This window comes from Rickettsia endosymbiont of Cantharis rufa (genome assembly GCF_964026445.1).
Taxonomy (GTDB): domain Bacteria; phylum Pseudomonadota; class Alphaproteobacteria; order Rickettsiales; family Rickettsiaceae; genus Rickettsia.
Genome location: NZ_OZ032150.1, coordinates 1,027,368 through 1,052,691, shown reverse-complemented (window position 1 = coordinate 1,052,691; position 25,324 = coordinate 1,027,368). Strand labels below are relative to the sequence as shown.

Genomic DNA, 25,324 nt, shown 5'->3' with positions numbered 1-25,324 from the left:
GAGTAACACAAGAACGTGATCTATTAAAAAGGCTGCCGCGTACTTTGCAAAAGAATCCCAATAAGGTACGCATGGATAAAGGAAAACAGAGGTAATTTTTCCATTTCTGCTATGTGTAAATTTATGAAAGTATCACGTAATGGTTATTATGAATGGTTAAATAATCTTGGATGTAATAGGGTTAAAGAAGGTAATGAATTAACAAACAGAATTGAAATTATCTTTAAAGAAGGTAGAGGTAATTATGGAACTAGACCTATTAAAAAGGAACTATCACGGCAAGATATAACTGCTAGTAGGAGACGCATTGCAAGACTAATAAAAGAAGCTAATTTGCTATGTAAAACTAAACGTAAATTTAAAGCCATTACTGACTCTAATCATAATAAGCAAATTGCTCCTAATTTATTAAATAGAGAGTTTACAATTTATGCTGCTAATTGTTATTGGGTTGGAGACATAACCTTTGTGCCAACTGGTGAAGGCTGGCTATATTTAGCAACTGTTATTGATCTATTTTCTAGAAAAATTATAGGATGGTCTATGAGTAATAACATGAGAGCTGATTTGGTTAATAATGCTTTATTAATGGCAATATGGCAACGTAAACCAGCAAAAGGGCTTATTTGGCATACTGATAGAGGTAGTCAATATTGTTCTGATAGTCATTTAAAAATTATAAAACAACATGGTATCAAACAGAGTATGGGTCGTAAAGGAAATTGCTTGGATAATGCTGTTGCTGAAAGTTTCTTTCATACTATAAAAACAGAATTAATGTATCAATATAAATTTAAAACTAAGGAGGAAGCAAAATATGCCATATTTGAATATATAGAGGTATTTTATAACCGTATCAGAATGTATTCTGCTAACGATTATTTATCACCAGTAAGATATGAAGAGATACAAAATTGCACTTAAACAACTGTCCGGAAAAGTGTTGACAGGTCATTATCGCAATGCAATTGGAATGGAAGATTTAGACGATAACTTAAAGAAAATAGCTATTAATAAAACGCAAGAACGCAAAAACGAAATAATAAATCTTCCAAAAACCTCTGTATCAAATTCTCCGAAATCTCAAACTAAAACACAGAAATTCGGTAATATGGTTAAAGAATTCGTGTTTCCTAAAGCTTTAGAAAGACATGATAAGGATAATATAGTCGTGCAACTAGCTTTAAAGGACCCTATTTTATTTATCGAATCTTTATACACAAGCCGTGATGATATATTGAATAAAAAAGCGATATATTTTTTAGAAGAAGATAATATAAAGAAAGTTTTTGGTAGACAGGATTTGCACGAGATAAGGGCCGCACCTCCATTTTACAGATGTGGATATTAAAAGGCTATACGTTCAATAAGAGTTCCGATGACTTTATCATGAATATCCAATGACTTGGAAAAACAAATTGTTTTACGTGTCAGTCTTTTGCATCTTGTTCTAAGATTTAAGTTACCCCGTTCTATCCGTTGAGTATATTTTTTACTAACAATGTGTTTTTTGGGATCTAATAACCTAGCATAACTTCCCCATCCATCTGTAAAGTAAAAAGTAACCTTAAAATCCTCCGGTTTTTTTCAGTAATGATTCTGATGTGCTATCACATCTTGTACCAAAAGTATAAGCAACTACTTTTAACAAAATCTTATCCAAAGAATACCAAAGCCATCTTTGTTTGGATTTATTCTGTACATAAGACCATTGTTCATCTATTTCAGGAGCAATAATTACTTCTATCGTATTGATAGAATGATTTATCTTTTTTAACGCTAGATTTTTTTTAAAACACGGATAACCGTATTGATACCCACTTTTAATACTCTTACTGTATCCCTAACTCCAGAGCCATTGATTGACATATCTACTATCTGAGTCTTGACTCCAGGCTTAGAGGCATTATTAATATATTACAGTTAAAAATATCGATTACACTGCTTGCATTGATATCTCTGTTGTTTTGAAATTGAATATCCCGCCTTTACTACTTTTTCTGTGTCGTTATAATATCTACACTTAACATCTATTCTTGATCTACACTTAACATCTATTCTTGTCATAACTCCTTAACTATAATTCTCTCTTATTACTGTTTGAGGATTATAGACTATTCATGCTAAGCTGCAATACGGGGGCGCGGCCCGAGATAAGTAATAACAACACTAACAAAACAGGATGATAGTTGTTAAAATCCCCCTTTAGGAAAATAATCGAAGAAACTTTTGACAATAGATATTAAAGGAAATCTGCTATAAATATTTATCAGTTAAGAAGGTATCCCCGGAGAAGAAGTTACAAAAGGTTTTGTCGGATAATTCCCGCTTTCTTTCTCCAATCTTTCAAAATGAAATATACCAAATCCAAATCCAATACTTGTCGGAATCATAATAATTAATAATCCCCAGTTTCCAAAGGTATTTATTAAATAAGGGAAACCAAAGGAGCTAATAACATACATACAAGCAGCTGATAAAGCGTATGTGAATGTTACAGAAGTAAAACGCTTAAAGATTGGAAAATGTCTAAAACAATTTGGTACAGCCGGCATAACATTCAGGGCAAAAGCCATGATAAGTGATTGAATAATAAATATTTGATTTGAATTTGAAGCTTTATTTAATAAGTATGGACATAATAGTACCGTAATGGTGAAAATACTTAATAATACTTTTAGAATTTTTAAAGGATATATCCTATAGCTTAATGCCACCACTGTTATTATACTTATAAGCTCTACTATAGATAACTTGAAATTTTGCTTGATTACTTCATCAGGAGTATAATTAAATTTAGCTATAAGAATATCACCACAATAAATATATGCAAAATAAAAACATACAGGCCATGCACAATCCATTATAAATAGGGCTATTGCTGTCTTTTTATCAATTTTTTCTTTCCAAATAGGATTATTTTCTAATACTTTTATATCTCTATTAGCTTTTTCAAAAGTTTTAAGTAATTTAAGTTTCGCATTAGCAAATTCAGGAGTTTCTCGTAATGCAGTTCTTGCTATTGTTCCCACAACAGCAATAATTGCGCCAATACCAAAAGCATAACGCCAATTAAAGCCATAAGAAGTAACAATAGTAGCAATCCCTAAAGCCGCAAAAGTTCCGACAGTAGCAAAAACTGTAGCTAGGGCTACAATAGGATATTGTATTGGAGGTTTAGTAAACTCGGTTAAATAAACTTCTGTTCCTATTACCTCTCCCATTGAGGACATACCTTGGGCAATTCTACATAATATTATTATAATAGAAGCTGTTATACCAATTTCATTGTAAGTAGGAAGTAATGCTATTACAATGCACGAAGTAGCCATCATCATAGTTGTTATAACTACCGTAGTTTTTCGTCCATATGTGTCGCCTAAATATCCAAAAACAAGTGCCCCGAGTGGTCTAAAGATAAAAGTAGCACATAAAGCTGCTATAGAGTAAAGTGAAGTAGCATAAGTATCAGCTTTTGGAAAAAAAAGCTCATTAAGAAGCACAGACATATGCACATAAAGCATAAGATCAAAATATTCCAATAAGGTTCCTACAGATAACAACCCTACAGCTTGTCTCTGCTCTTTTGTCAAATTTCTTTGTTCTTTCTCGTAGCCTAACATAATTTTTGTATAAAAAATTAAATTGTAAAAAAACTTATACCGTTTTAAATTAAAAATTAAGTACAACTTATTATTAATTTGATTTTTCTTCGCAGAACCTAGTTTAAAGTGGTATGTCCGTGCACCTGAGCATTCATCACCAATCCAAAGCCGATTAGCATTGATACCATCATTGTTCCGCCGTAAGAAATAAACGGCAGAGGTACGCCTACTACAGGAAGTAAGCCCATAACCATAGCTATATTAATAAATACGTGACTAAATAAAATTGAAGTGATACCTATTACCATTAATTTACTGAAGGTCTCTCGGCAATTTGCGGCAATTAATAAAGAAATAGTTATAAGTGCAAAATATAATATTAATAAAAATATTCCCCCTATAAAGCCGAATTCTTCAGCAAAGGTAGCAAATATAAAGTCGGTTTGATGTTCGGGAAGAAAATCTAAATGGCTTTGACTGCCTTGATTTAAACCACGTCCAAATAAGCTACCTGAACCTATAGCGATTTTAGATTGAATAATATTATAGCTAGCACCGAGCGGATCATGTTCAGGGTCTAAAAAAACCATCACACGCTTTTTTTGATAATCATACATCATATTCCAAGAAATAGGCAGGCTAATAAGAGCGGCGAAGCCCAGCATTATAAAATATTTTATTCTAAAACCTGCTGCAAAAAATATAATTACCGAAACAATTAAGACAATCATTCCCGTACCTAAATCAGGTTCCCTAATTATTGAAAAAGCTGGTACTAAGACTGCTATAATAGGTATGATAACTTTGTGGAATTTTGTAAGATCGTCAATTGCTAAGGAGTGAAAATATCTAGCAAGCATTAATACAATAGCAATTTTTATCGGTTCGGAAGGTTGAAGTTTAACTATACCGATATCGATCCATCTTTTACCCCCCATGGCAGTTGAGCCGAAAAGCTCCACGGCTACTAGTAAAGCTAATACGCAAAAATAGAAGATATAAGATAACCTAAAGATTATTCGCAAATCAATTAATGAAATAATAATAGCTATAGGTAAGAAGATGCAAAAATTTATAATTTGTTTGTAAGCCCAGGGCTGTAAATTGCTATTCGCAGCAGAATAAAGCACAATGAAACCAATACAGCAAATTAAGCTAATGAGTAAAATTAAAGTAATCGGTAATTTTTGTAATTGCTCTAGATAATTTTTATGCATGGTTTTTGTATTGGGTAATGTTACTATGTCATTCCCGCGTAGGTGGGAATCTAGGGTAAAGCGAGATATATCGAGCTTTTAAAAAGCTTTAAAGTAATGGATTCCCGCTTTCGCGGGAATGACATAACGGGATTCCAGCAACAAATTTGCTAACTAAACTTCCACATCAAACACCTTAAAAATAAATACTAATTCGCCAGCTGCCTCTTTCAAATAATCAAAGCGACCGGCTGAACCTTTATGACCCGTATCCATATTTGTTTTCAATAATAGGGGGTTATTATCCGTTTTTAGTTCTCGTAATTTTGCTACCCATTTAGCAGATTCCCAGTAACCAACGCGAGGGTCGGATATACCACAAGTAATGAATAGAGCAGGGTAGTTTTGTGCTTTTACATTATCATAAGGAGAATAGGATTTAATATATTCAAAATATTCTTTCTCTTTCGGACTACCCCACTCATTATATTCCACGAGAGTTAGCGGCAAGCTTTCATCAAGCATGGTGTTAAGTACGTCTACAAAAGGTACATGTGCAACTGCCGCCTTATAGATTAGACTTCTTGTATAATTTGCTTCTAAAGGTAATTTGTGCGTCGATCCTAACCCCTTATCCTCACGTACTTTTTTGTACGCCGCGGTGCTGCGTTTCGTGTCTCCTGCAAATTCCTCTTTATTAGCTTCGTTCTGCAAAAAGTCTATTTCCGGTTTTTCGTTGAGTACATAACCAATTAACATACCGCCGGCACTTCCCCCCATTATTACGATATTATTGTTACTTGTATATTTTTCTTTGATTAAAGCTTTACTACAAGCTATAAAATCCTCAAAGGTTCTTTTTTTGGTTAAAAACTTAGCGGATTCATACCAATCATGCCCTAGATCATTGCCACCTCTAATATGAGCAACCGCATAAATAAAGCCGCGATTGGCGAGTGTTACTGCCGTATTTCTAAAATTGACAGGCATACTAACCCCATAAGATCCGTATCCCATTAAATATAAAGGGTTTGAGCCGTCTTTTTTAAATAAAGATTTTTTGTAGAATAAAGTAATAGGTACTTTTACATCTTCATTATCTGCGAATATTCTCTCTACTCTATACTCTTCCGGATTAAAGCCTGATGGTATTTCCTGGGTCTTTAATATCGTTAATTTATCGCTATTAAAATCGTAGCTATAAGTGGTACTTGGTCTTGTAAGAGAGGAGTAATTTACCTTGATATCGTCTTCCTCAAAGTTTGTAGAAAAACTACTTGCCTGGAAACTTTCGTCAGGAAAATGAATTGTTTTTTCTTGTAGATCTTTGATATGCTTTATTTTAATTAGCGGTAAACCTTGGTCACGATAATTTAAGATTAAATAATTACTTGTAACATCAAAACTTTCTAAATACTTACTAGTTTCTTCTTTGATATATGTTTCATCCCAGCTAGAATTTTCAAAATTATTTACCGGCAACTTTACAACATGGAAATTTTTAGCTCTATAATTAGTTTTAATATAAAAATAATCGCCATTATGTTCTATTTCATAGAATATATTATTTTGTGCAGTTCGTACTAATTTAGGTATAAAACTATCACCCCGCATGGAAATTACATAAATTTCATTTTCATTATAATCACCTGAATTTATAAAAATATATTCGCGGCTACTGGATTTCTCGCAGCTGATAAAATGAAGAGGGTTTTTTACCTCGAATATTAATTTGTCCTGAGTAACATCTTCGCCTAAACGATGAAACATTACTGTATCCCAGCGTTGATTCTCATTAATAGTAATATAGAAAAAGCCACTTAATTGTTCGTGCCAAATTATAACAGGCGCAACATCTTTTATTTCACCAGGTAAGTATTTTTGCTCTTTAAGATTATATATTTTGATATTGTATTGTTCATTACCTGTAAAATTAACGCTATAAGCCATTAAATTTTGCTCAGGTGACACTGCAACTTTGGCAACATCAGTAAAACCACTGTTTGGAGCAAGAAGGTTAACATCTAATATTACTTCTTCAGAAGCATTAATATTATTATGCTTTCTACAATATATCGGATAATTTTTATCCCCCTCTACTCTTGTATAATAGTAATAATCTTTTTTCTTAACATAAACTGATTCATCGTCTAATTTGATCCGCCCTTTTAATTCTTCAAAAATCCTTTCTTTATCCTTTTGCAGATCGGCAAAGAAGTTTTCGGTATGTTTATTCTCGGCTTTTAAATGGTCTAAAATTTTAGGGTCTTCTACATTTGGCCACTTTGGATCTCGTAGCCAATGATAATCATCTTTTATTGTTTGTCCGTGAACTTCAAAGCTGTAATTTTGCTTATTTGTTATTAGTGGCCCCATGTTTTTTATTTTTTTTATGTTGTATTATGTCGTTTTGGCTCAGTATTGTTACACGATTTTATGTCATTCCCGCGGAAGCGGGAATCCAGAAAAAGCGAGATAAATTGAGCTTTTAATTTAAAAAATTTACTGTGTTTATGCTTTTTAATTACTGGATTCTCGCCTACGCGGGAATGACAAGCACTAAAATCAAACTAATTAATAAAGATAATACAATAAATATAGCAGTTTGCTGATTATGCCAAGCAGATATTTTACTTAAAATAGTATCCCAAATAACCTTAAAATTAAGATACTCTTCTGTATCTTCATTATTGTCTGTCGTCTCTTTATATTTATCGATACTGAAATATATAAATTTTTCAATATATTGGTATAAGTCAAGATTGATGTCTTCTGTTGAAATACGTGGTATTTTTCTAAAAATTAAAGCTAATAATACCGAGATTGCAAGGATAACTAGCTTGTTAGAGTTAGCCTCATATAATATTTGAACAGGATAGAATAAACATACACATAAAGTTATGATACAGAAAGAGAGATAAAGCACTTTTGTCATACCGTGGCTTGACCACGGTATCCATAAATATTTAGTATCATTGTCTATTTTTTTATTGGATACGGTGGTCAAGCCACGGTATGACAAGCGTACACTCCCCAACAACAACCCGAATAACACGGTACAAGTTGCTATCTTGGAAAATAGCATTATATTATTCTCGTTTAAAATATTAGCTATTTCATCTTTGATATAAAAAGAGCTAATAGGAAGTAGGGAGGTATATATCAATATGCTAACTACAAATCCACCTAATATAATAAGATTAATTGGAGTATTCTCAAGATCTTGGTAATTTTTAATATTGTACTCATCTTCTATATAAGTGAAATATAAAGCAAATAACCCATTATATAATATATGTATAAATATAAAGCTTGTAATAAGATAAGCTATATTTGGAGAGTTTATACTAATAGCCGCTAATATAAAACCAAGCTGCGATACGGTAAGATAACATATCAATCGTTTAAAGTTTTTCTCAATTAGAGAAAATACTAACCCGTAAATGATCATTGATATTCCAAAAAACTTAAGTATCCCAAGACCACTAAATAATTTTAAAATGATAATTAAAGTAACTTTAGTAGTGAAACTTATTAAATATATTATGCCACTACTTGAAGCTATCGGGTAACAATTAACCATCCAACCATTTACAAAAATAGATCCAGCATTAATTAAACAGCCTGCAAGTATTAATATTGCCGGTAACTCAAAATTATATATTGATTCTGTTAAAGAAATAAATGCGGTATTACCTGTTGTTTGGATTAAAAGGGCTATGCCGATTAAAATTAACCCGCTACTGAATAAATGTGTGAGAAAATATTGACGTACCGGTTTTATTTTTAATTGGTCACAAAAAACAATTATGCAGGCAAAAATTGTCATGAATTCAAGCGAGATTATCATGGAAATAAAATCAGCTGCAAATACGCATATAATAGAGAAGAAACAGTATAAACTACCTATTAGTGTCTCAAATTTTCTATTTTGGGAAATTGTATAAAGATTTAAGATAGCAGTAACAATTAGAAATGCTAAAGCTATTAATTGATTTTGAGAGCTAAGGTCAAAAGCAAGTTCAAAATTAGCTAGCGAAAGTGCAAATTGAGTGTTTTGAATAAACATTTTAATCTTTAAGTAGAAGATGTTAAAACTGCTAAAGTGTTGTTGCGTGTATCAATTTCATCACTGTCATCCCGCGACTCGATCGCGGGATCCAGCCTAAAATACTAATATTATTATTAGTTTAAATTGTTTTTCTGGATACCGTGGTCAAGCCACGGTATGACATCGGACACTTTTTTCGAGTCATGAAACAACGCTGCTTTTAGCTAGAAATGATATCAACTTTTTTAATATCTTGTCTAGTATTATGTCTTATTTCTTCGATATCTTTCATGAATTGATCAGCATCTTCAGAATCAAGATGAGGACTATTTTTAAAAGCTTCCCCTAGGTCTCTTACTGCTATAGAAGGCTTGGTTTCTACAGGCGTAATTCTTGCTACGATATGGTTACCTTTTTGAACGTCAAAACTCTCGCCTTTATAATACACTCTATTTATAATATCTGAAAAAGAACGTACAAATTCTGTTGCTCTAATAATTTGTGCCATATTTATCCTCATAATTACTATATTTACATATTATATGATTATATGTAAATTATGTAAATATGTATTATATAATATAAGCTAAAAATTCCCTGATTAAGATTTGAATAAAGTAAAATAATGTTATAGCTAAGGCACAAATAATGATGCTGATTCGCATAGAGTAGGGTAGTGGTTTTGCCGTGCTATATTCTGCTAAAGCAGGTTTATAAATAGAGCTTAATATTTTGAGAAGATAAAGGCTTGAGAATATACTACTAGCTATTACGACAACCATAACAATGACTTGATTCTGTTCGCTTGCGGCAAGTAATATTGAGAATTTGCTAATAAAGCCGCTAAAGATAGGTATACCGATTAGCGATAATGAAGAGATAGATATAATAAAAGAAATTAAAGGAAATTCTTTGGATGTACCATGCAAATCCTGTATTTGATCGACTTTCTTTAAACTATAAATACTTCCCATACTATAAAATAAGCAGATTTTTGTAAAAGAGTGTGAAACTAAATGTAAGATTGCGGCTCCGAGTGCTTTAGGTGTTAGCATGAAAGCACTAAGTAATGCAAGACTTAGTTGATTCATAGTAGAATGGGCGAGTACTTTTTTAATATTATCAGTGCCTAGTGCTTTGATTGAGCTATAAAATATGCTTACTATCGGTATGAAAATTAACCAGTTAAACCCAGCAAGTATTATTTGTAAATATGATAAACCGAATATGTATAATAGGATTTTGTAAATACAAAATAATCCGGTTTTAACAACTATTACGGCATGCAGTAAGCTACTAACAGGGTAATGTGCAACCATTGCGGCAGGAAGCCACGAATGCACAGGAAAAATTGCAGTTTTGGCAATACCGAAAATAAACATTAATAATAAAATAATCGATTGGCTTTGAGAAAAATAACTTTCTACTAAACTCGCACTTGCAAAATCTCCGTTACCCGTTTTAGTATAAATAATTATCACTGCCGGTAAAAATAATATTGTGGCAGAAATCATCAGAATTTTTAGATATTTGTATAACCCGCTAAGTACTATGTTATTTCTAGTATGCCCTATTAGGAATGCTGTAGAAATGGTTAAAAGCTCATAGCAAATAAACATCGTGAATAAATTGGCTGATAGTGCAATTAAAACACCGATTAGAATAGTTAAGTTAAAAAAAAATAAGAATCTAGAAGAGTGCTCTATATTATTAATAGCAAGATATTTTGGAGTGTAAAGTAAAGCACAAATCCATAAAAAGCCTACTAAGCTTAAGAAAATAAGCCCTAAAGGTTCAAGATGAAATCCTATAGAGTAATTACCGAATATATTAAATTCAAATCCTGCTCTAATACCTTTTAAAAATAACAAATCAATAATTAAAATATTACCGAAGAAAAAAATAGCGATAGTAATAAGTAAAAAATTACGTATAAAACTATCTTTTTGAGTAGCATACGGACTGATCAAGTTTAATGCGCCGACTAGCAAAGTTGATAGAATCAAAAGACTTGGAGTAGTAAATTGTGTAATCATGTGTTCCACCGCCACCCCGCGGCTTGACCACGGGGCCTAGTTAAAAATACTAAAATTATTAGTATTTTAAGTTGTTTTTCTGGATACCGCGGTCAAGCCACGGTATGACACCGGGTAGGTTTTTCAAGCCGAGCAACAGCACCCTCTTTACCTTTTTCCTACATTTCTATAGTTTAACCACTCTTCAAACTCAGAAGGTTGTAAATTAATTTCTTTAGCAAGTTTTTGAAGCTCGATAGTTGCTGTTTTTATTTTTTTAAAATTTTCTTTGTAATATAAAATTTCATAATATTTAGGTTAATCAATTCTTCCAAAAAGTAACCTTCATCATTTTATAATGGTAAAATAACGATCCTATCGAGCTGAGTAGAATTATAATAAAATCTAATAGTAGATTTTGTCTAAATAGTAATTCAAGAATATTTACTTTGATAAAAAATAATGGGCTGATAGGTAAGCCACAGCTGCAAATAATAACAATTATTATTAAAACTTTGTTAGGATTTCTTTCATAGCTTTCATTATAAGCATCTATCAAGAAAAGAGCTATTTTATTTATGCTATCCGTAAGTAATAAGCTTGGTAAAAGTATTATGCCGTTCGCGGTAACATATAAGAGAAATACGTAACCTATTTGAGTGAAACATGAATAAATTATAATATTCTTGAAATCTTTTGCCTGGTAAGCAAAATACGGGGCTATAATAAGAGTAGCTAAAGCAATAGGTCTTATAAAATTTGTAATAGCAATTTTAATTGTCTCATAGCCTATAATGATATAAGTAAATTTATATATTATATATAGTCCTATTATAGTAGAAATCCCGGCCAAATATACTAAAATAACCGAAGAAGTAGCGCTATAAGCTCTCATCATCCAAAAATGCATAGGGAAGAAAGCGGTTTTTAAAATAATACCTATCAAGAAAAAACCTATAGCTATAGTGATTATACGGGAATTATGATGTTCTTGTAGATAAGTTGCAACATCGTACATATTTAAGCTACCCGTAATGCTCAGTAAAAACCCTATGGCTATAAGAATAAGGGTTACACCGATACTACCCATGATTAAATAATCAAAAGCTCCGATTAAAGATTTCGGGTTACTACCTGAGGCTATCAGGACATAGCTGCTAAGTGCGGAAATTTCTATAAATACATATAGATTAAAGAAATCATTAGTACTAATCATTCCTAAATAGCCGGTATGAGTAAATAATAATATACCATAAAATAAAGATTTTCTATTATTGTTGATATATTTTAGAATAGTCTTGTCGGTAATCTTATGACAAAAAACTAAAAAGAATAATAAAACCAAGTTAAGATAAATAATAATAGCTTGGTTTAGTGAATTTAGTCGATATTCTATTCCTATTTTTGAAGTCCATCCTCCCATGGTGTAAGATAGTTCCGTATTTTGTATAATGCTATATCCATAAACACAGACCAAAAGGCTAGATAAAATGCAAGCTATGGTAATTACTCGTGCCAAGACAGTAAAGCGGAAAGAGATTATTGAGAGTAAAGCACCGAATAAGGGGAATAATATTTGTATGATAGGAAAATGGTTAGCTAGGATCATGGAAGTTTATTCAAAACCGATGCTGCAGTAAATCCTTATATCATTCCTGCAATTCTCTATGTCATTCCCGCGAAAGCGGGAATCCAGAAAAAATGAATTATTGTCATACCGTGACTTGTTCACAGTATCCAGAAAAAAATAAAAAAAAGACTGGATCCTGCGATCAAGTCGCGGGATGACATAGAGGTTACTGGATTCCCGCTTTCGCGGGAATGACATAGAAGTCATACAATACCCCAGAATAACATAATTAAAAAAATTACTTATCAAAATTAATTTCATTTTCCGATATTGTACCAAAATGTTTATAAATTTGATATATTAAACTTAAAGCTACGCTAAGAGTAGCGAACCCAACTACTATAGCAGTTAACATTAATACATGAGGTAAAGGGCTAGTGTAAGTAGTTAGCCCATCTTGTAAAATAGGTACACCGCCTGTCTTAATTTTTCCGATACTTAAATAAAATACTAATACCGAACTTTGAAAGATTCCAAGCCCGATAATTTTATGAATATAATTACGACATGTAAGCATTATAAACAAACCGTTAGTTAGTAAAATCAAAGTAAAGAAATATATTAAATGTGACATAACATTGTTATACCGTGACTTGTTCACGGTATCCAGAAAAAAATAAAAAAAAGACTGGATCCTGCGATCAAGTCGCGGGATGACAGTTAATATGCTTTGAAAGACTGATTAAATATACATGTGACTTTTTTACCCTTACGCACAGCGAGCTTAGGAAAAACCTGTTCAAGGATCACCATATTAGGATTATCTTGAGCAAGGCGATAATTCACTAAAGATTCTCGAAGTGAATCATCTACAGCAAAAATACCGGAAATTTCAGCGTTTTTATCCCTAAATTGAAGATAGGTAAACTCGCCGTCGTCAAAAATTTTAATAGGAGCTATTTCCTCACTGCCGCTAATATAGTAATTAAAGTTATATTTTTCAGGATGAGTAAGATCGGGGATTGCCAAGGAAGCAGAAAAAGTTTGCATATGACCGCTCATATTATCATTTTCGTCATCCGGATAAAGAAACTTTACGTTAAAGACCATTTCAGGATCGCGCATATCAAGCGTTTCTGCAGCATATAATTCAAAGAAGTAAGTTCGTTTATTGGTAATTAAAGTCATATTAGTAGTAGCATCCGGTTCCATCGGTTTAATAAAAATCCTATGACCGGCAGGCACTATTTGCCATGAAGTAGTATCTCCCATAGAAATACTTACTATTTCCTCATCTCTTGCTAGTTCTATACTTGCTTGATAGCCGTAATATCCTGTAAACTTAAAGACATCATCAGGGTTATAAGTCATAACTCTTAAGCGCGGGTCTCGACCTAGAGGTCGTGATATAGTAAGAGCAAATACATCTAATGTAAGTATTATAAAAGTACAAAATATTATTAGTTGCTTCATATTATTTCTGATTTTTATTCCTTAATAACTTTAGCTTGTAACTAGTAACGGTAAAATTGAACGGCATATCAGGGGATGTACTTGTACTGATAGAATCCATTATAAATCCGATTCTTGCTTCCCATACCATATTTTCTAAAATTTCACCCGTACTATTTTTTGCCAATGACTCAAAAGTAACAACTGCCCCATTATCGTTTATATTGTTAATTGATAATACATTAATTGAGCGTCTATATAGTTTTTGATATCTTATGACTGGTGATAATGAGTTATCAATATTCATAAAATTAGCAAATTGCATATAAACAATACTCGTAGAAGCATTTTTGATAAAGATAAATTGTTCTTTTAATATATCGTAACTATATTCTTCTCGTTGTTTTACATAATTCTGAAGCATGATATTTGCAACAGAAATATAAGGATTTGATAATGATGAATGTTTAGTATTAGTAACGGTAGCTTGTTTCTCAGCATTATCTTTTATTAAATAACTTACTTTTTCGTTTATTGGTAGCAATATATCGATATTTATACAAATTAAAGTGAATAATAAGGTAAAAATCGTGCATATTAAAAGTAGAAGACTTCTATGACTTAACGGTAAGATATACTTAAAATTATACCATTTTCTTGCATCAATAAAATATTCGCCGGATTTTATATATTCTTGTATTGCGTTGGTTAATGGGTCCATAATTACTAGATTGATAGCTAATTTATTTTGTTTTATAACTCTACCATAATTATTATAATATGATTATGATTTGTTAATTTAATGTTATTTAAGCTATAAAATAAGTTTATATTACTACTACAATACCAAATATTATTTAACTTTAAAATTAAAATAAATTATAAATTAAAATTATACAATAACAATTATTAATGGTAGTTATTATATTATACTCGCCCACTTTAAAAACTGGTGACAATGTCCTTGTAAGTCCGTAGGTAGCCACGTATTAAATATACGCTCTGCTTCTCGGCTTATAGACTCCTCGCTCTTTTCCAAGTTGAACTTCGTATAAATACCCTTTATTTACTTCAGAGTATAATAGTTTACAATCTTTTTAATATTTATAAATAGATTTTTTCAAAAAATGCTTGTGAACTATTGTATAGTAAGGTAATTTTAAAATAGTAACAAGATAATTTAATAATGTATAATTAGAATGTTAAAATCATTAAAGTTTTTATTAGTATTAATTATGCTTTCTCAATTGTTGTCATGTACCCCTTCAGCTCCTTATGAAATTAAAAGCCCGTGCGTTTCTGCTGATATAGATGATGGATTGAGTTTAAGCATAAATCCTTGTATAAGAAGACCGGTTAATTCAGTAAATATAGCATAAAAGCAATAGTTTTACACAATAACAATGTAATAATAAAAATACCTTTGATATGAATAATATATTTGGCTTCTTTAAATCAAGTAATAACTCGCAAAGCGGTTCAGGAGATACACAAAATCAAGAAAGTATTAAATCAGCTAATCCTTTAAAAATTACTCAGAATTGGTATGAAGAGCGATCCGATAAGTTAATTGTTCAACGTAATTTACTTATCATATTAATAATACTACTAACCATTTTTATGGTTATATCAACTTTAGTAATAGCATTTGTAGTAAAATCTAAACAATTTGATCCCTTTGTTATTCAGCTAAATAGTAATACCGGACGTGCCTCGGTGGTAGAACCTATTTCATCACCGGTATTAACGGCGGATGAGTCTCTTACAAGATATTTTATAAAGAAATATATAACGGCACGGGAAACATATAATCCGGTTGATTTTGCAACGATAGCTCGTACAACAATAAGATTATTCTCAACAAGCGGTGTTTATTATAATTATCTTGGCTATATAAGAAATAAAGATTTTGATCCTACTTTAAAATATAAAGAAGATAATACTACATTTTTAGTAATAAAATCATGGTCAAAAATCGCAGTAGATAAATATATAGTCAGATTTTCTGTAAATGAAACATCAGGAAGCCAATTAGTTTATAATAAAATAGCGGTAGTAAGTTATGCTTATGTACCTATGCAATTAACAGATTCAGAATTTGATGTAAATCCGGTAGGGTTTCAAGTTAACGGATATAGGGTAGACGATGACAATAGTTAGATTTTATTTTTTAGTTCTTGTATTATTAAGCGGCTTTACAATACAACGAGAGTGTTCACTTGTAGATGATTCATGTAATAGTAGTAATAATAATTATGTAGATGATTTATCTATAACTAAAGATAATAGGATAAAAACTTATATATATAATCCAAATGAAGTCTATTTATTAGTTTTGCATTTTGGCTTTCAATCGCATATAGAATTTGCTAAAAACGAAGAAATCCAAAATATAATTCTTGGAGATGCTTATGCTTGGAAAATAACTCCTTTGGCAAATAGATTATTTATTAAGCCTCTTGAAAAAGATATTCGCACAAATATGACTATTATAACTAATAAAAGAACATATGAATTTGATATCGCTTCTACGGAACTTATGATGGGTAACGAAAGGGATTTAGTATATGTAATTAAATTTTACTACCCTAAGAAAAATAGTAATTACATGGCAAGATTTTAGTAGGGTACTGTGTCATACCGTGGTCAAGCCGGTGTTGTTACATGGATAGGTAAAACCTACTGGATGTCATTCCCGCGTAGGCGGGAATCCAGAAAAATAACTTCAATATTGATATAGAAGTTACGTATTTGATAAAACTTTTTATAGATTTTGCTGGATTCCCGCCTACGCGGGAATGACATTGGAATTCATGCAACAACGACAATAAAAATACTTTAACTAATATATTTTATATATGACTGAAGAGCAAAATAACAATAATAATATCAGTTCTTTATCAGGAGCAGATTCGCCTGAAGTACAAAGGGAATTATCAAAAGTTTCAGTTAGCTTTAATAAGAGTATTGTGATAGTAGTCGTAATTTGCGGTATCTTTATATATATTTCTTACACTCTTTTTTTTGGTTCTAAAAAAGAAGAGATACCAGAGACTCAGATACCGAGTAATATTGTAAAACCTGTCACGGATGTTGATGATAATATTCCGGAGATTCCAAAGTTGCCTGATCCACCTAAGCTTGAGGCGCCTACAGCCCCACCGCCGCCGCCTCCGATAGTAGAAGTTCCACCGGTCTTACCTCCTACTACTCCTGTAGAGGAGAATAAAGATAAAACGCTTCCATTGCCACCGGTTTCATTGCCTTCCACTTCAGGAACGCTAGTTGAGAGTGATGCAGAGAAGCAACGTCGTGAAGCAAAAAGAAAATCAGCTATAGTGTTAGTTGGTGGTGTAGAGCCTAAAAAAACACCGGAACAGATTACGGCAGAAGCGACATTTAAAGATCGCGGTGATATGTCGTTGGTTCTCGGACGCGGTAAATTAATTGATGCAGTGCTTGAGACGGCAATAAATAGTGATCTCGGCGGCGAAATAAGGGCCATTATTAGTAGAGATGTATTTTCTGAGAAAGATAAAGTTATATTAATACCGAAAGGATCAAAAATATTCGGTAAATATGCAACCTCAACTTCATCAGACAGTTACGGTAGAGTTTCTATAATATGGGATAGAATAGATTTAACTAACGGTTATACTATAGAATTTGACTCACCTGTAGTTGATAATTTAGGTAGACCGGGACTACAAGGAAGAGTCGATAATAAATATAAAGAACAATTTGCAAATGCCGTATTACAATCCGGCTTTAATATAGGTCTTGCTAAAGTCCTTGATAAGTTAGTGCCGCCTCCTATAGATTCGCAGGCAGCAGCAACTAATAGTGCTACAGCCACACAATTGTTAAATACTGCTCAAACTATTGCGGCTAATACCGGTATGGATGCAAATACTAGAATAGTTACAATTTGTACTAATATACTTGCTGCTATTACCGATAAAACTTCGACTGCTTATACTACTATGACTCAAGCGTGTACAACAGCGCAAACTGCTTCTTCAGCGAATACTGCTGACCAGAGACTTCAAACCTTAGTACAAGCAGTTAATACGGCAGCTTCAAGTTTGCTTACTACTACATCTATAGCATCAACTCCTACGCAAGCACAACAAGCTTCTACTCAAGCTTTTACGGATGTTACAAATGTTGTACAAAATATGATAACTCAGCAGCAATTTAAGCCTACGACAACGGTTAATCAAGGTACGCCGGTTAGAATATACGTTAATAGGGATTATAAATTCCCAAAAGCCGTTTTATTAAAATCGCAGGTAATGAAATGAATGAAGAATTTGCAGCCTTAGAGACGTTCTTACTTCCTTTTAAAAATTTATTTGCTGAAGACGGTATTAATGAAATTATGGTTAATAAGCCTGGAGAAGTATGGGTTGAAAAAAAAGGCGATATATACTCTAAGCAAATACCGGAGCTGGATAGCGAACATCTACTTTCATTAGGGCGTTTAGTCGCTCAATCTACCGAACAGATGATTTCAGAAGAAAAACCGCTGCTCTCAGCAACTTTGCCGAATGGCTACCGTATTCAAATAGTATTTCCCCCTGCTTGTGAGATAGGACAAATCATTTATTCTATCAGAAAGCCTAGCGGTATGAATTTAACTTTAGACGAGTACGCTAAAATGGGGGCATTTGATGAAACTGCAACAGAGAGTTTAGTAGATGAAGATGCAATAATTTTAAATGATTTTTTAGCTGAAAAAAAGATTAAAGAATTTATTAGACACGCAGTTGTTTCAAAGAAAAATATCATAATTAGCGGCGGTACTTCAACCGGTAAAACTACCTTTACAAATGCGGCACTTACTGAAATACCATCAATAGAAAGATTAATTACTGTAGAAGATGCTCGTGAGGTTGTACTATCAAGCCATCCTAACAGAGTGCATTTACTTGCTTCCAAAGGAGGGCAGGGCCGCGCAAATGTTACTACCCAAGATTTAATAGAAGCTTGTTTACGTTTAAGACCGGATAGAATTATAGTCGGTGAGCTTCGAGGCAAAGAAGCTTTTAGTTTTTTACGTGCTATTAATACCGGTCACCCTGGTTCAATATCGACGCTGCATGCCGATAGTCCTGCTATGGCAATCGAGCAGTTAAAGCTTATGGTTATGCAAGCTGATCTCGGTATGCCGCCTGAAGAAGTAAAGAAGTATATTTTAACCGTTGTAGATATCGTTGTGCAGTTAAAACGCGGTAGTGGCGGGAAAAGATATGTTTCGGAAGTGTACTACAAGAAAAATAAGAACGCTAAAGGTATGGTGTAGACTCGTTTTATTTGGAAAAGAGCAGAGTGTTTCATATTTTTTGATCCTCACGTAGGTTATCTACGCTGCGATCAAAAAATATGAAACACTCTGCTCTTTTCCAAATAAAACTTCGTATACCGTTTTCTATGCAATATGTATAGACGTTAGTTTCAAGATCGATGTCATACAGTGGCTTGACCATGATATCCAGAAAAAAATAAAAAAAGGACTAGATCCCGCGATCAAGTCACGGGATGACGCTGGAAAAATCGTTCTATGCAATAACGTTAACAATATTAAGTGATAAGTAAAAACTAGGAATATTATTCATGGAATGGCATAAGATACTTAAAGTTACTAGAAATATATTTGGTCACGCTATAATTCATCCAGTTGTTATTTTTTGTACCATTTGGATAAGCGGTGCATTTGTTGCAATTTTTACTAATGAGGTTGGAGTTTTAGGTGTAGATATAAATGCTATAAATATTGCTTATAAGTGGGCTTATTGGCTTATTAACGTTTGGGGACAGTTAAAAATTTCCGACTATAATTATTTAAAATTGAAACTACTTGCATCTCTTCTTAGTCCTGCTATTGTTGTTATAATATCTTACATTAAAAACTTTGAAAGAATAAAATCATTACAATTTTTTGAACAACAGGAAAAAGTATATGGAAATGCTAGCTGGGCTAATCCGTCAGATATAGAGGCCGCAGGTCTTAGATCCAAAAAAGGTATGCTGATCGGTGTTGATGCCGGTGGATATTTTGTTGCCGACGGGTTCCAGCATTCCTTATTATTTGCTCCTACCGGTTCGGGTAAAGGTGTGGGTTTTGTGATACCTAACTTGTTGTTTTGGAGTGATTCGGTAGTAGTACATGACATAAAGCTCGAGAATCACGGTTTGACAAGCGGTTGGCGTGAGAAACAAGGTCAGAAAGTTTTTGTATGGGAGCCTTCTAATCCCGACGGTGTTACTCATTGTTATAATCCAATTGATTGGGTTAGTACTAAGCCTGGGCAGATGGTTGATGACGTTCAAAAAATTTCAAACCTTATAATGCCTGAAAAGGATTTTTGGAATAATGAAGCACGAAGTTTATTTTTAGGTGTAACTTTATATTTAATAGCTGATCCTACTAAAACTAAATCTTTCGGTGAAGTAGTGCGTACCATGAGAAGTGACGACGTAGTTTATAATCTAGCAGTCGTACTCGATACGCTTGGCGGTGTAATACATCCCGTAGCATATATGAATATTGCTGCATTTCTGCAAAAAGCCGATAAAGAGCGTTCAGGTGTAATATCTACAATGAACTCATCTCTTGAATTATGGGCAAATCCCCTAATTGATTCAGCTACTGCATCTTCTGATTTCAACGTACAAGAATTTAAAAAAGTAAAAACAACCGTGTATGTAGGGTTAACACCCGATAATATACAGCGTTTACAAAAATTAATGCAGGTGTTTTATCAGCAGGCGACAGAATTTTTAAGCCGTAAAATGCCGGATTTAAAGGAAGAGCCGCATGGGGTAATGTTCTTACTTGATGAGTTCCCGACACTTGGGAAGATGGACACTTTTAAAGCCGGTATAGCGTATTTTAGAGGTTATAGAGTTCGCTTATTTTTAATTATTCAGGATACTCAGCAGCTCAAAGGAACATATGAAGACGCCGGTATGAATTCTTTCTTATCAAATGCGACATATCGTATTACTTTTGCTGCTAATAACTATGAAACGGCAAATTTAATATCGCAGCTTGTCGGTAATAAGACGGTAGAACAAAGATCATTTAGTAAACCTTTATTTTTTGACCTTAATATTTCTACTAGAACCCAAAACGTTTCTCAAGTTCAAAGAGCTTTACTTTTACCTCAAGAAGTAATACAGTTACCGAGAGATGAGCAAATTGTTTTAATAGAATCCTTTCCACCTATAAAATCTCGTAAAATTAAGTATTACGAAGATAAGTTTTTTACTAGTAGATTATTACCGCCGACCTTTGTGCCTACCCAAGTACCTTTTGATCCTAGGGCAAATAATAATGAGGCTTCTGAAGAGACTGAAACAACAACTGCTCCGGAAAATAATGAGTAAGATCCAAAAATGCGTTCAGCTATTATTGATATCGGTTCAAATGCTTTAAGAGCTGTAGTTTATGAAAGTGATGAGCTTGGAGCTCCGGAAATTTTTAATTATAAATTTAGAAATTATCTTACAAATTTACTTAACTTAGATAATTTAGACGTAAAACATCAAACATATTTATCCCTACAATATCTTATTCATATTTTTACCAAACTGTCCGTTACTAATATTAGATGTGTTGCAACAGCTATACTTAGAGGACATCCTAAAGCAGATGAATTCAAAGCTATAATTAAAAAGAGATTCAATATTGATATTGAAATTATCTCAGGTGAACGTGAAGCTTATTTAACTGCTGCCGGATTAATTTCAGGTATTAGTGATGCTTTCGGTATTGTAGCTGATCTTGGCGGCGGAAGTCTTGAGCTTGCACAAATTGAAAATAAAAAGGTCGGTAAATTAAAATCACTACCTCTTGGTACTAAAATTATTGCTAGTAGCAATTTCGGTGATGTTGGACTGATTACTAAAATGCTAGAGGAGGAATTTGGAGCTGCACATTATCCTAATTTATATTTAATCGGTGGTGCTCTTCGTCTAATGAGTCGTATATACATGGAGTCTATAAATTATCCCCTTAAAAATTTACATAATTTTGAAATAAATCGCGTAGAGTTTGAGTTATATCTAGAGAAATTATCACAAATTGATAAATTAAAGCTGAGTTATTATGAGCAGAAGGCCATAAATTATAATGCAGTTTTAGTAATAAAGGCGATGATTAAGGTATTTTTACCGGAAAAAATTATTATCTCAAATTACGGTTTAAAAGAGGGAGTAAGATTTGACTCGTTGCCGCTGCATGAAACAAAAAAAGATATTATCTATGAGCGAGTAAAGAGATTAGTAAAATTTGATAGAAATATATGTAAGATCGATAAATATATAGAAGCTGTACACTATCTTTTAATCAACCCTGACTACACGACGCTTGTCATTATTGAACTTGCTATAATGCTTGCTCAATATAATAAAAATATCGATAAAACGCTCAGAGCAAATTTTGTTTCGGAATTTATATTATCTTCAGACATTCCTTTTAGTCATAGACAGCGTCTAATGCTTGGTATTGCCCTTACAGTTACTTATACTGCTAAAACTGACATGCAGATTAATAAAACAGCTAAGAAAATGATTAGTAAAAGTGATTATTACAATAGTCATATAATCGGTTATTATATAAAAATTGCTAGAGAAATTGATGGACCGGAATTCCAAGAACCTTCTTTTTCGATTAAATTAAAAGACGATAAGTTTTTACAAATTAATGCTTCAAATATCTTGCCTAAACAAGTTTTTGAAAAGGTTTGTGAACGTTTAAAAGATATAAGTTCTGCTAGAAAAAATATTAGCTATAATTTTAATGATTAGGAATAACTCAATAGATCCCGCGATTAAATCAGCTTTGCCCTCATGGCTTAAGAATAAGTGGTCGATGTCATTCCTGCGAAAGCAGGAATCCGCATAAAGCGAGATAAGCCAAGCTTTTAATTTCAAAAATTTACTGTATTTATACTTTTTTCCTGGATTTCTGTTTTCGCAGGAATGACATTATAGTCATAATAAATACAATAATCATGCCCCATCAAATGTGTTACAATTATATTTTTCACCTAGAGTTTGTACCTCATCATTTTCTAAAAAGAGAGGAAGATGTTTTTTTAAAGAAGCTTCGGAGCTTGTAGTGTTTATATTTTTATTTACTAAAGGCTTGATATTTAATTTTAATTGTCCTATTTCATTAATAAGTTCTTTTTTATAAGCAAATATTTCTGCTGATTTTAAAAATAAAGAAAAAATCTTTCGGTCTCGTAAAATTTCTTCTATAGAAAAATTAAGTTTAGGACCTTTATCCTCAGTCATTTCATGATGAAATTGAAAAATGAGGATTGGAGTCCCGAATTGAGATTCAGTTGCTTCAATTTCTCCATCTGAAGTTTTAGCGGTTATTTTTAATAAATCTTTATTATTATTTATTCTATTCCTATCACCTATATCTTTTACTATGTCACCATGAGCTGCTCAAAAATTTTGCCTAGGAATGTTGTTGTCCTTAATATTTGAAGTTTGTTTAATTATTGGAGCTAATTTTGAAAATGACCTGTCAACACTTTTCCGGACAGTTGTTTAAGCGCAATTTTGTATCTCTTCATATCTTACTGGTGATAAATAATCGTTAGCAGAATACATTCTGATACGGTTATAAAATACCTCTATATATTCAAATATGGCATATTTTGCTTCCTCCTTAGTTTTAAATTTATATTGATACATTAATTCTGTTTTTATAGTATGAAAGAAACTTTCAGCAACAGCATTATCCAAGCAATTTCCTTTACGACCCATACTCTGTTTGATACCATGTTGTTTTATAATTTTTAAATGACTATCAGAACAATATTGACTACCTCTATCAGTATGCCAAATAAGCCCTTTTGCTGGTTTACGTTGCCATATTGCCATTAATAAAGCATTATTAACCAAATCAGCTTTCAGGCCACGCCCCCGTATTGCAGCTTAGCATGAATAGTCTATAATCCTCAAACAGTAATAAGAGAGAATTATAGTTAAGGAGTTATGGCAAGAATAGATGTTAAGTGTAGATCAAGAATAGATGTTAAGTGTAGATATTATAACGACACAGAAAAAGTAGTAAAGGCGGGATATTCAATTTCAAAACAACAGAGATATCAATGCAAGCAGTGTAATCGATATTTTTAACTGTAATATATTAATAATGCCTCTAAGCCTGGAGTCAAGGCTCAGATAGTAGATATGTCAATCAATGGCTCTGGAGTTAGGGATACAGTAAGAGTATTAAAAGTGGGTATCAATACGGTTATCCGTGTTTTAAAAAAATCTAGCGTTAAAAAAGATAAATCATTCTATCAATACGATAGAAGTAATTGTTGCTCCTGAAATAGATGAACAATGGTCTTATGTACAGAATAAATCCAAACAAAGATGGCTTTGGTATTCTTTGGATAAGATTTTGTTAAAAGTAGTTGCTTATACTTTTGGTACAAGATGTGATAGCACATCAGAATCATTACTGAAAAAAACCGGAGGATTTTAAGGTTACTTTTTACTTTACAGATGGATGGGGAAGTTATGCTAGGTTATTAGATCCCAAAAAACACATTGTTAGTAAAAAAATATACTCAACGGATAGAACGGGGTAACTTAAATCTTAGAACAAGATGCAAAAGACTGGCGCGTAAAACAATTTGTTTTTCCAAGTCATTGGATATTCATGATAAAGTCATCGGAACTCTTATTGAACGTATAGCCTTTTAATATCCACATCTGTAAAATGGAGGTGCGGCCACTTTCTATTTAATAAATTAGGAGCAATTTGCTTATTATGATTAGAGTCAGTAATGGCTTTAAATTTACGTTTAGTTTTACATAGCAAATTAGCTTCTTTTATTAGTCTTGCAATGCGTCTCCTACTAGCAGTTATATCTTGCCGTGATAGTTCCTTTTTAATAGGTCTAGTTCCATAATTACCTCTACCTTCTTTAAAGATAATTTCAATTCTGTTTGTTAATTCATTACCTTCTTTAACCCTATTACATCCAAGATTATTTAACCATTCATAATAACCATTACGTGATACTTTCATAAATTTACACATAGCAGAAATGGAAAAATTACCTCTGTTTTCCTTTATCCATGCGTACCTTATTGGGATTCTTTTGCAAAGTACGCGGCAGCCTTTTTAATAGATCACGTTCTTGTGTTACTCTATCTAGTTCTTCTTCAATCTCCTTAATTCATCATACAGATGTTCTTCATATCTCATTACTTCCTTGAGTTTTGAATGTTTATTAACCCAATTATATAGACTATACTTCGTAATTCCTAGTTCTCTAGCTGTTTGAGCAAAAGGTTGCTTAGACTCAATAGCTAATCTAATCGCTGATTCTTTAAATTCAGCTGGATATATCTTTGGCTCTATATCCGGCATTTTTATCCCTACTGTTAATATC

General features: G+C 32.4%; 23 protein-coding genes and 2 pseudogenes. 10 read left to right on the top strand and 15 right to left on the bottom strand.

The genetic code is table 11. The features are described from left to right. The first annotated feature begins 54 nt into the window (after positions 1-54). Together AAGD46_RS05990 and AAGD46_RS05985 are read left to right on the top strand one after the other, a co-directional pair. On the top strand, positions 55-924 hold the full coding sequence (locus tag AAGD46_RS05990; RefSeq protein ID WP_341787907.1) for an IS3 family transposase: 870 nt from the start codon (positions 55-57) through the stop codon (positions 922-924). Beyond that, positions 899-1,351, top strand: coding sequence for a hypothetical protein (locus AAGD46_RS05985; RefSeq protein WP_341786928.1), 453 nt, complete (start codon positions 899-901; stop codon positions 1,349-1,351). Before AAGD46_RS05990 ends, AAGD46_RS05985 begins: the two co-directional genes overlap by 26 nt. On the opposite strand, the pseudogene AAGD46_RS05980 reads toward AAGD46_RS05985, so the two are convergent. From AAGD46_RS05980 to AAGD46_RS05930, 11 genes and pseudogenes are all read right to left on the bottom strand, one after another. Beyond that, positions 1,348-2,034 (bottom strand): annotated as a pseudogene (locus tag AAGD46_RS05980) (IS1 family transposase). The gene AAGD46_RS05985 and the pseudogene AAGD46_RS05980 overlap by 4 nt on opposite strands. 239 nt (positions 2,035-2,273) lie before the next feature. Next, positions 2,274-3,623 (bottom strand): MFS transporter, encoded by a 1,350-nt coding sequence (locus tag AAGD46_RS05975; RefSeq protein ID WP_341786926.1) that lies wholly within the window; start codon positions 3,621-3,623, stop codon positions 2,274-2,276. A gap of 98 nt (positions 3,624-3,721) precedes the next feature. Beyond that, complete coding sequence (gene rodA / locus AAGD46_RS05970; protein WP_341786925.1) at positions 3,722-4,822, bottom strand: rod shape-determining protein RodA; 1,101 nt, start codon at positions 4,820-4,822, stop codon at positions 3,722-3,724. Between the two features lie 153 nt (positions 4,823-4,975). After that, positions 4,976-7,177, bottom strand: a complete 2,202-nt coding sequence (locus tag AAGD46_RS05965; protein ID WP_341786924.1) for a prolyl oligopeptidase family serine peptidase — start codon at positions 7,175-7,177, stop codon at positions 4,976-4,978. A 163-nt stretch (positions 7,178-7,340) separates the two neighbouring features. Continuing rightward, a complete protein-coding gene (locus AAGD46_RS05960; protein WP_341786923.1) occupies positions 7,341-8,870 on the bottom strand; it encodes a proton-conducting transporter membrane subunit in 1,530 nt (509 codons plus the stop codon). A gap of 202 nt (positions 8,871-9,072) precedes the next feature. After that, positions 9,073-9,360: an antitoxin gene (locus tag AAGD46_RS05955; protein ID WP_341786922.1), complete on the bottom strand. Its 288-nt coding sequence runs from the start codon at positions 9,358-9,360 to the stop codon at positions 9,073-9,075. A gap of 64 nt (positions 9,361-9,424) precedes the next feature. Further along, a complete protein-coding gene (locus AAGD46_RS05950) occupies positions 9,425-10,888 on the bottom strand; it encodes a proton-conducting transporter membrane subunit (protein WP_341786921.1) in 1,464 nt (487 codons plus the stop codon). A gap of 301 nt (positions 10,889-11,189) precedes the next feature. After that, entirely contained in the window at positions 11,190-12,476 is a 1,287-nt protein-coding gene (locus AAGD46_RS05945) for a proton-conducting transporter membrane subunit (protein WP_341786920.1), read from the bottom strand. A gap of 259 nt (positions 12,477-12,735) precedes the next feature. Beyond that, positions 12,736-13,071, bottom strand: coding sequence for a Na+/H+ antiporter subunit C (locus AAGD46_RS05940; protein ID WP_341786918.1), 336 nt, complete (start codon positions 13,069-13,071; stop codon positions 12,736-12,738). Between the two features lie 86 nt (positions 13,072-13,157). Beyond that, the gene (virB9, locus tag AAGD46_RS05935) at positions 13,158-13,910 is read right to left on the bottom strand and encodes a P-type conjugative transfer protein VirB9 (protein WP_341786917.1); all 753 of its coding nucleotides are present in this window, start codon (positions 13,908-13,910) and stop codon (positions 13,158-13,160) included. 1 nt (position 13,911) lies between these two features. Continuing rightward, a complete protein-coding gene (locus tag AAGD46_RS05930) occupies positions 13,912-14,610 on the bottom strand; it encodes a virB8 family protein (protein ID WP_341786916.1) in 699 nt (232 codons plus the stop codon). Positions 14,611-15,088: 478 nt separating this feature from the next. Here AAGD46_RS05930 and AAGD46_RS05920 point away from each other — a divergent pair, with 478 nt between their 5' ends. The 7 genes from AAGD46_RS05920 (at position 15,089) to AAGD46_RS05890 (ending at position 22,703) form a co-directional block, all read left to right on the top strand. Beyond that, positions 15,089-15,268 carry a DUF2706 domain-containing protein gene (locus tag AAGD46_RS05920; RefSeq protein ID WP_341786914.1) on the top strand — a complete coding sequence of 60 codons (180 nt, stop codon included), beginning with the start codon at positions 15,089-15,091 and terminating at the stop codon, positions 15,266-15,268. A gap of 49 nt (positions 15,269-15,317) precedes the next feature. Next, positions 15,318-16,049 (top strand): virB8 family protein, encoded by a 732-nt coding sequence (locus tag AAGD46_RS05915; RefSeq protein WP_341786913.1) that lies wholly within the window; start codon positions 15,318-15,320, stop codon positions 16,047-16,049. Continuing rightward, on the top strand, positions 16,036-16,512 hold the full coding sequence (locus AAGD46_RS05910; RefSeq protein ID WP_341786912.1) for a TrbG/VirB9 family P-type conjugative transfer protein: 477 nt from the start codon (positions 16,036-16,038) through the stop codon (positions 16,510-16,512). The genes AAGD46_RS05915 and AAGD46_RS05910 overlap by 14 nt, the downstream gene beginning before the upstream one ends. 235 nt (positions 16,513-16,747) lie before the next feature. Further along, a complete protein-coding gene (locus AAGD46_RS05905) occupies positions 16,748-18,193 on the top strand; it encodes a TrbI/VirB10 family protein (RefSeq protein WP_341786911.1) in 1,446 nt (481 codons plus the stop codon). Continuing rightward, positions 18,190-19,194 carry a P-type DNA transfer ATPase VirB11 gene (virB11, locus tag AAGD46_RS05900; RefSeq protein WP_341786910.1) on the top strand — a complete coding sequence of 335 codons (1,005 nt, stop codon included), beginning with the start codon at positions 18,190-18,192 and terminating at the stop codon, positions 19,192-19,194. The genes AAGD46_RS05905 and virB11 overlap by 4 nt, the downstream gene beginning before the upstream one ends. A 311-nt stretch (positions 19,195-19,505) precedes the next feature. Then, positions 19,506-21,281 (top strand): type IV secretory system conjugative DNA transfer family protein, encoded by a 1,776-nt coding sequence (locus AAGD46_RS05895; protein WP_341786908.1) that lies wholly within the window; start codon positions 19,506-19,508, stop codon positions 21,279-21,281. 9 nt (positions 21,282-21,290) lie between these two features. Next, entirely contained in the window at positions 21,291-22,703 is a 1,413-nt protein-coding gene (locus AAGD46_RS05890) for a Ppx/GppA phosphatase family protein (protein WP_341786907.1), read from the top strand. Between the two features lie 204 nt (positions 22,704-22,907). On the opposite strand, the gene AAGD46_RS05885 is transcribed toward AAGD46_RS05890, so the two are convergent. Beyond that, positions 22,908-23,195 carry a hypothetical protein gene (locus tag AAGD46_RS05885; RefSeq protein WP_341786906.1) on the bottom strand — a complete coding sequence of 96 codons (288 nt, stop codon included), beginning with the start codon at positions 23,193-23,195 and terminating at the stop codon, positions 22,908-22,910. A gap of 264 nt (positions 23,196-23,459) precedes the next feature. Further along, a complete protein-coding gene (locus AAGD46_RS05880; protein WP_341786905.1) occupies positions 23,460-23,816 on the bottom strand; it encodes an IS3 family transposase in 357 nt (118 codons plus the stop codon). Positions 23,817-23,909: 93 nt separating this feature from the next. Between AAGD46_RS05880 and AAGD46_RS05875 the strand changes: the two are divergent. Further along, a pseudogene (locus AAGD46_RS05875) lies at positions 23,910-24,629 on the top strand (IS1 family transposase). On the opposite strand, the gene AAGD46_RS05870 reads toward AAGD46_RS05875, so the two are convergent. Then, entirely contained in the window at positions 24,607-24,957 is a 351-nt protein-coding gene (locus AAGD46_RS05870; protein ID WP_341786904.1) for an IS3 family transposase, read from the bottom strand. The pseudogene AAGD46_RS05875 and the gene AAGD46_RS05870 overlap by 23 nt on opposite strands. 126 nt (positions 24,958-25,083) lie before the next feature. Beyond that, the gene (locus AAGD46_RS05865; RefSeq protein ID WP_341786903.1) at positions 25,084-25,302 is read right to left on the bottom strand and encodes a transposase; all 219 of its coding nucleotides are present in this window, start codon (positions 25,300-25,302) and stop codon (positions 25,084-25,086) included. Positions 25,303-25,324: the final 22 nt, after the last annotated feature.

Excerpts from the sequence above, each read along its gene's own strand:
- AAGD46_RS05865 (WP_341786903.1), bottom strand. The coding sequence starts at position 25,302 with ATGCCGGATATAGAGCCAAAGATATATCCAGCTGAATTTAAAGAATCA.
- AAGD46_RS05965 (WP_341786924.1), bottom strand. The coding sequence starts at position 7,177 with ATGGGGCCACTAATAACAAATAAGCAAAATTACAGCTTTGAAGTTCAC.
- AAGD46_RS05870 (WP_341786904.1), bottom strand. The coding sequence starts at position 24,957 with ATGAAAGTATCACGTAATGGTTATTATGAATGGTTAAATAATCTTGGA.
- virB9 (WP_341786917.1), bottom strand. The coding sequence starts at position 13,910 with ATGAAGCAACTAATAATATTTTGTACTTTTATAATACTTACATTAGAT.
- AAGD46_RS05895 (WP_341786908.1), top strand. The coding sequence starts at position 19,506 with ATGGAATGGCATAAGATACTTAAAGTTACTAGAAATATATTTGGTCAC.
- virB11 (WP_341786910.1), top strand. The coding sequence starts at position 18,190 with ATGAATGAAGAATTTGCAGCCTTAGAGACGTTCTTACTTCCTTTTAAA.
- AAGD46_RS05955 (WP_341786922.1), bottom strand. The coding sequence starts at position 9,360 with ATGGCACAAATTATTAGAGCAACAGAATTTGTACGTTCTTTTTCAGAT.
- AAGD46_RS05960 (WP_341786923.1), bottom strand. The coding sequence starts at position 8,870 with ATGTTTATTCAAAACACTCAATTTGCACTTTCGCTAGCTAATTTTGAA.
- AAGD46_RS05905 (WP_341786911.1), top strand. The coding sequence starts at position 16,748 with ATGACTGAAGAGCAAAATAACAATAATAATATCAGTTCTTTATCAGGA.
- AAGD46_RS05950 (WP_341786921.1), bottom strand. The coding sequence starts at position 10,888 with ATGATTACACAATTTACTACTCCAAGTCTTTTGATTCTATCAACTTTG.
- AAGD46_RS05985 (WP_341786928.1), top strand. The coding sequence starts at position 899 with ATGAAGAGATACAAAATTGCACTTAAACAACTGTCCGGAAAAGTGTTG.
- AAGD46_RS05940 (WP_341786918.1), bottom strand. The coding sequence starts at position 13,071 with ATGTCACATTTAATATATTTCTTTACTTTGATTTTACTAACTAACGGT.
- AAGD46_RS05945 (WP_341786920.1), bottom strand. The coding sequence starts at position 12,476 with ATGATCCTAGCTAACCATTTTCCTATCATACAAATATTATTCCCCTTA.
- AAGD46_RS05930 (WP_341786916.1), bottom strand. The coding sequence starts at position 14,610 with ATGGACCCATTAACCAACGCAATACAAGAATATATAAAATCCGGCGAA.
- AAGD46_RS05890 (WP_341786907.1), top strand. The coding sequence starts at position 21,291 with ATGCGTTCAGCTATTATTGATATCGGTTCAAATGCTTTAAGAGCTGTA.
- AAGD46_RS05885 (WP_341786906.1), bottom strand. The coding sequence starts at position 23,195 with ATGACTGAGGATAAAGGTCCTAAACTTAATTTTTCTATAGAAGAAATT.
- AAGD46_RS05920 (WP_341786914.1), top strand. The coding sequence starts at position 15,089 with ATGTTAAAATCATTAAAGTTTTTATTAGTATTAATTATGCTTTCTCAA.
- AAGD46_RS05975 (WP_341786926.1), bottom strand. The coding sequence starts at position 3,623 with ATGTTAGGCTACGAGAAAGAACAAAGAAATTTGACAAAAGAGCAGAGA.
- AAGD46_RS05915 (WP_341786913.1), top strand. The coding sequence starts at position 15,318 with ATGAATAATATATTTGGCTTCTTTAAATCAAGTAATAACTCGCAAAGC.
- AAGD46_RS05910 (WP_341786912.1), top strand. The coding sequence starts at position 16,036 with ATGACAATAGTTAGATTTTATTTTTTAGTTCTTGTATTATTAAGCGGC.
- rodA (WP_341786925.1), bottom strand. The coding sequence starts at position 4,822 with ATGCATAAAAATTATCTAGAGCAATTACAAAAATTACCGATTACTTTA.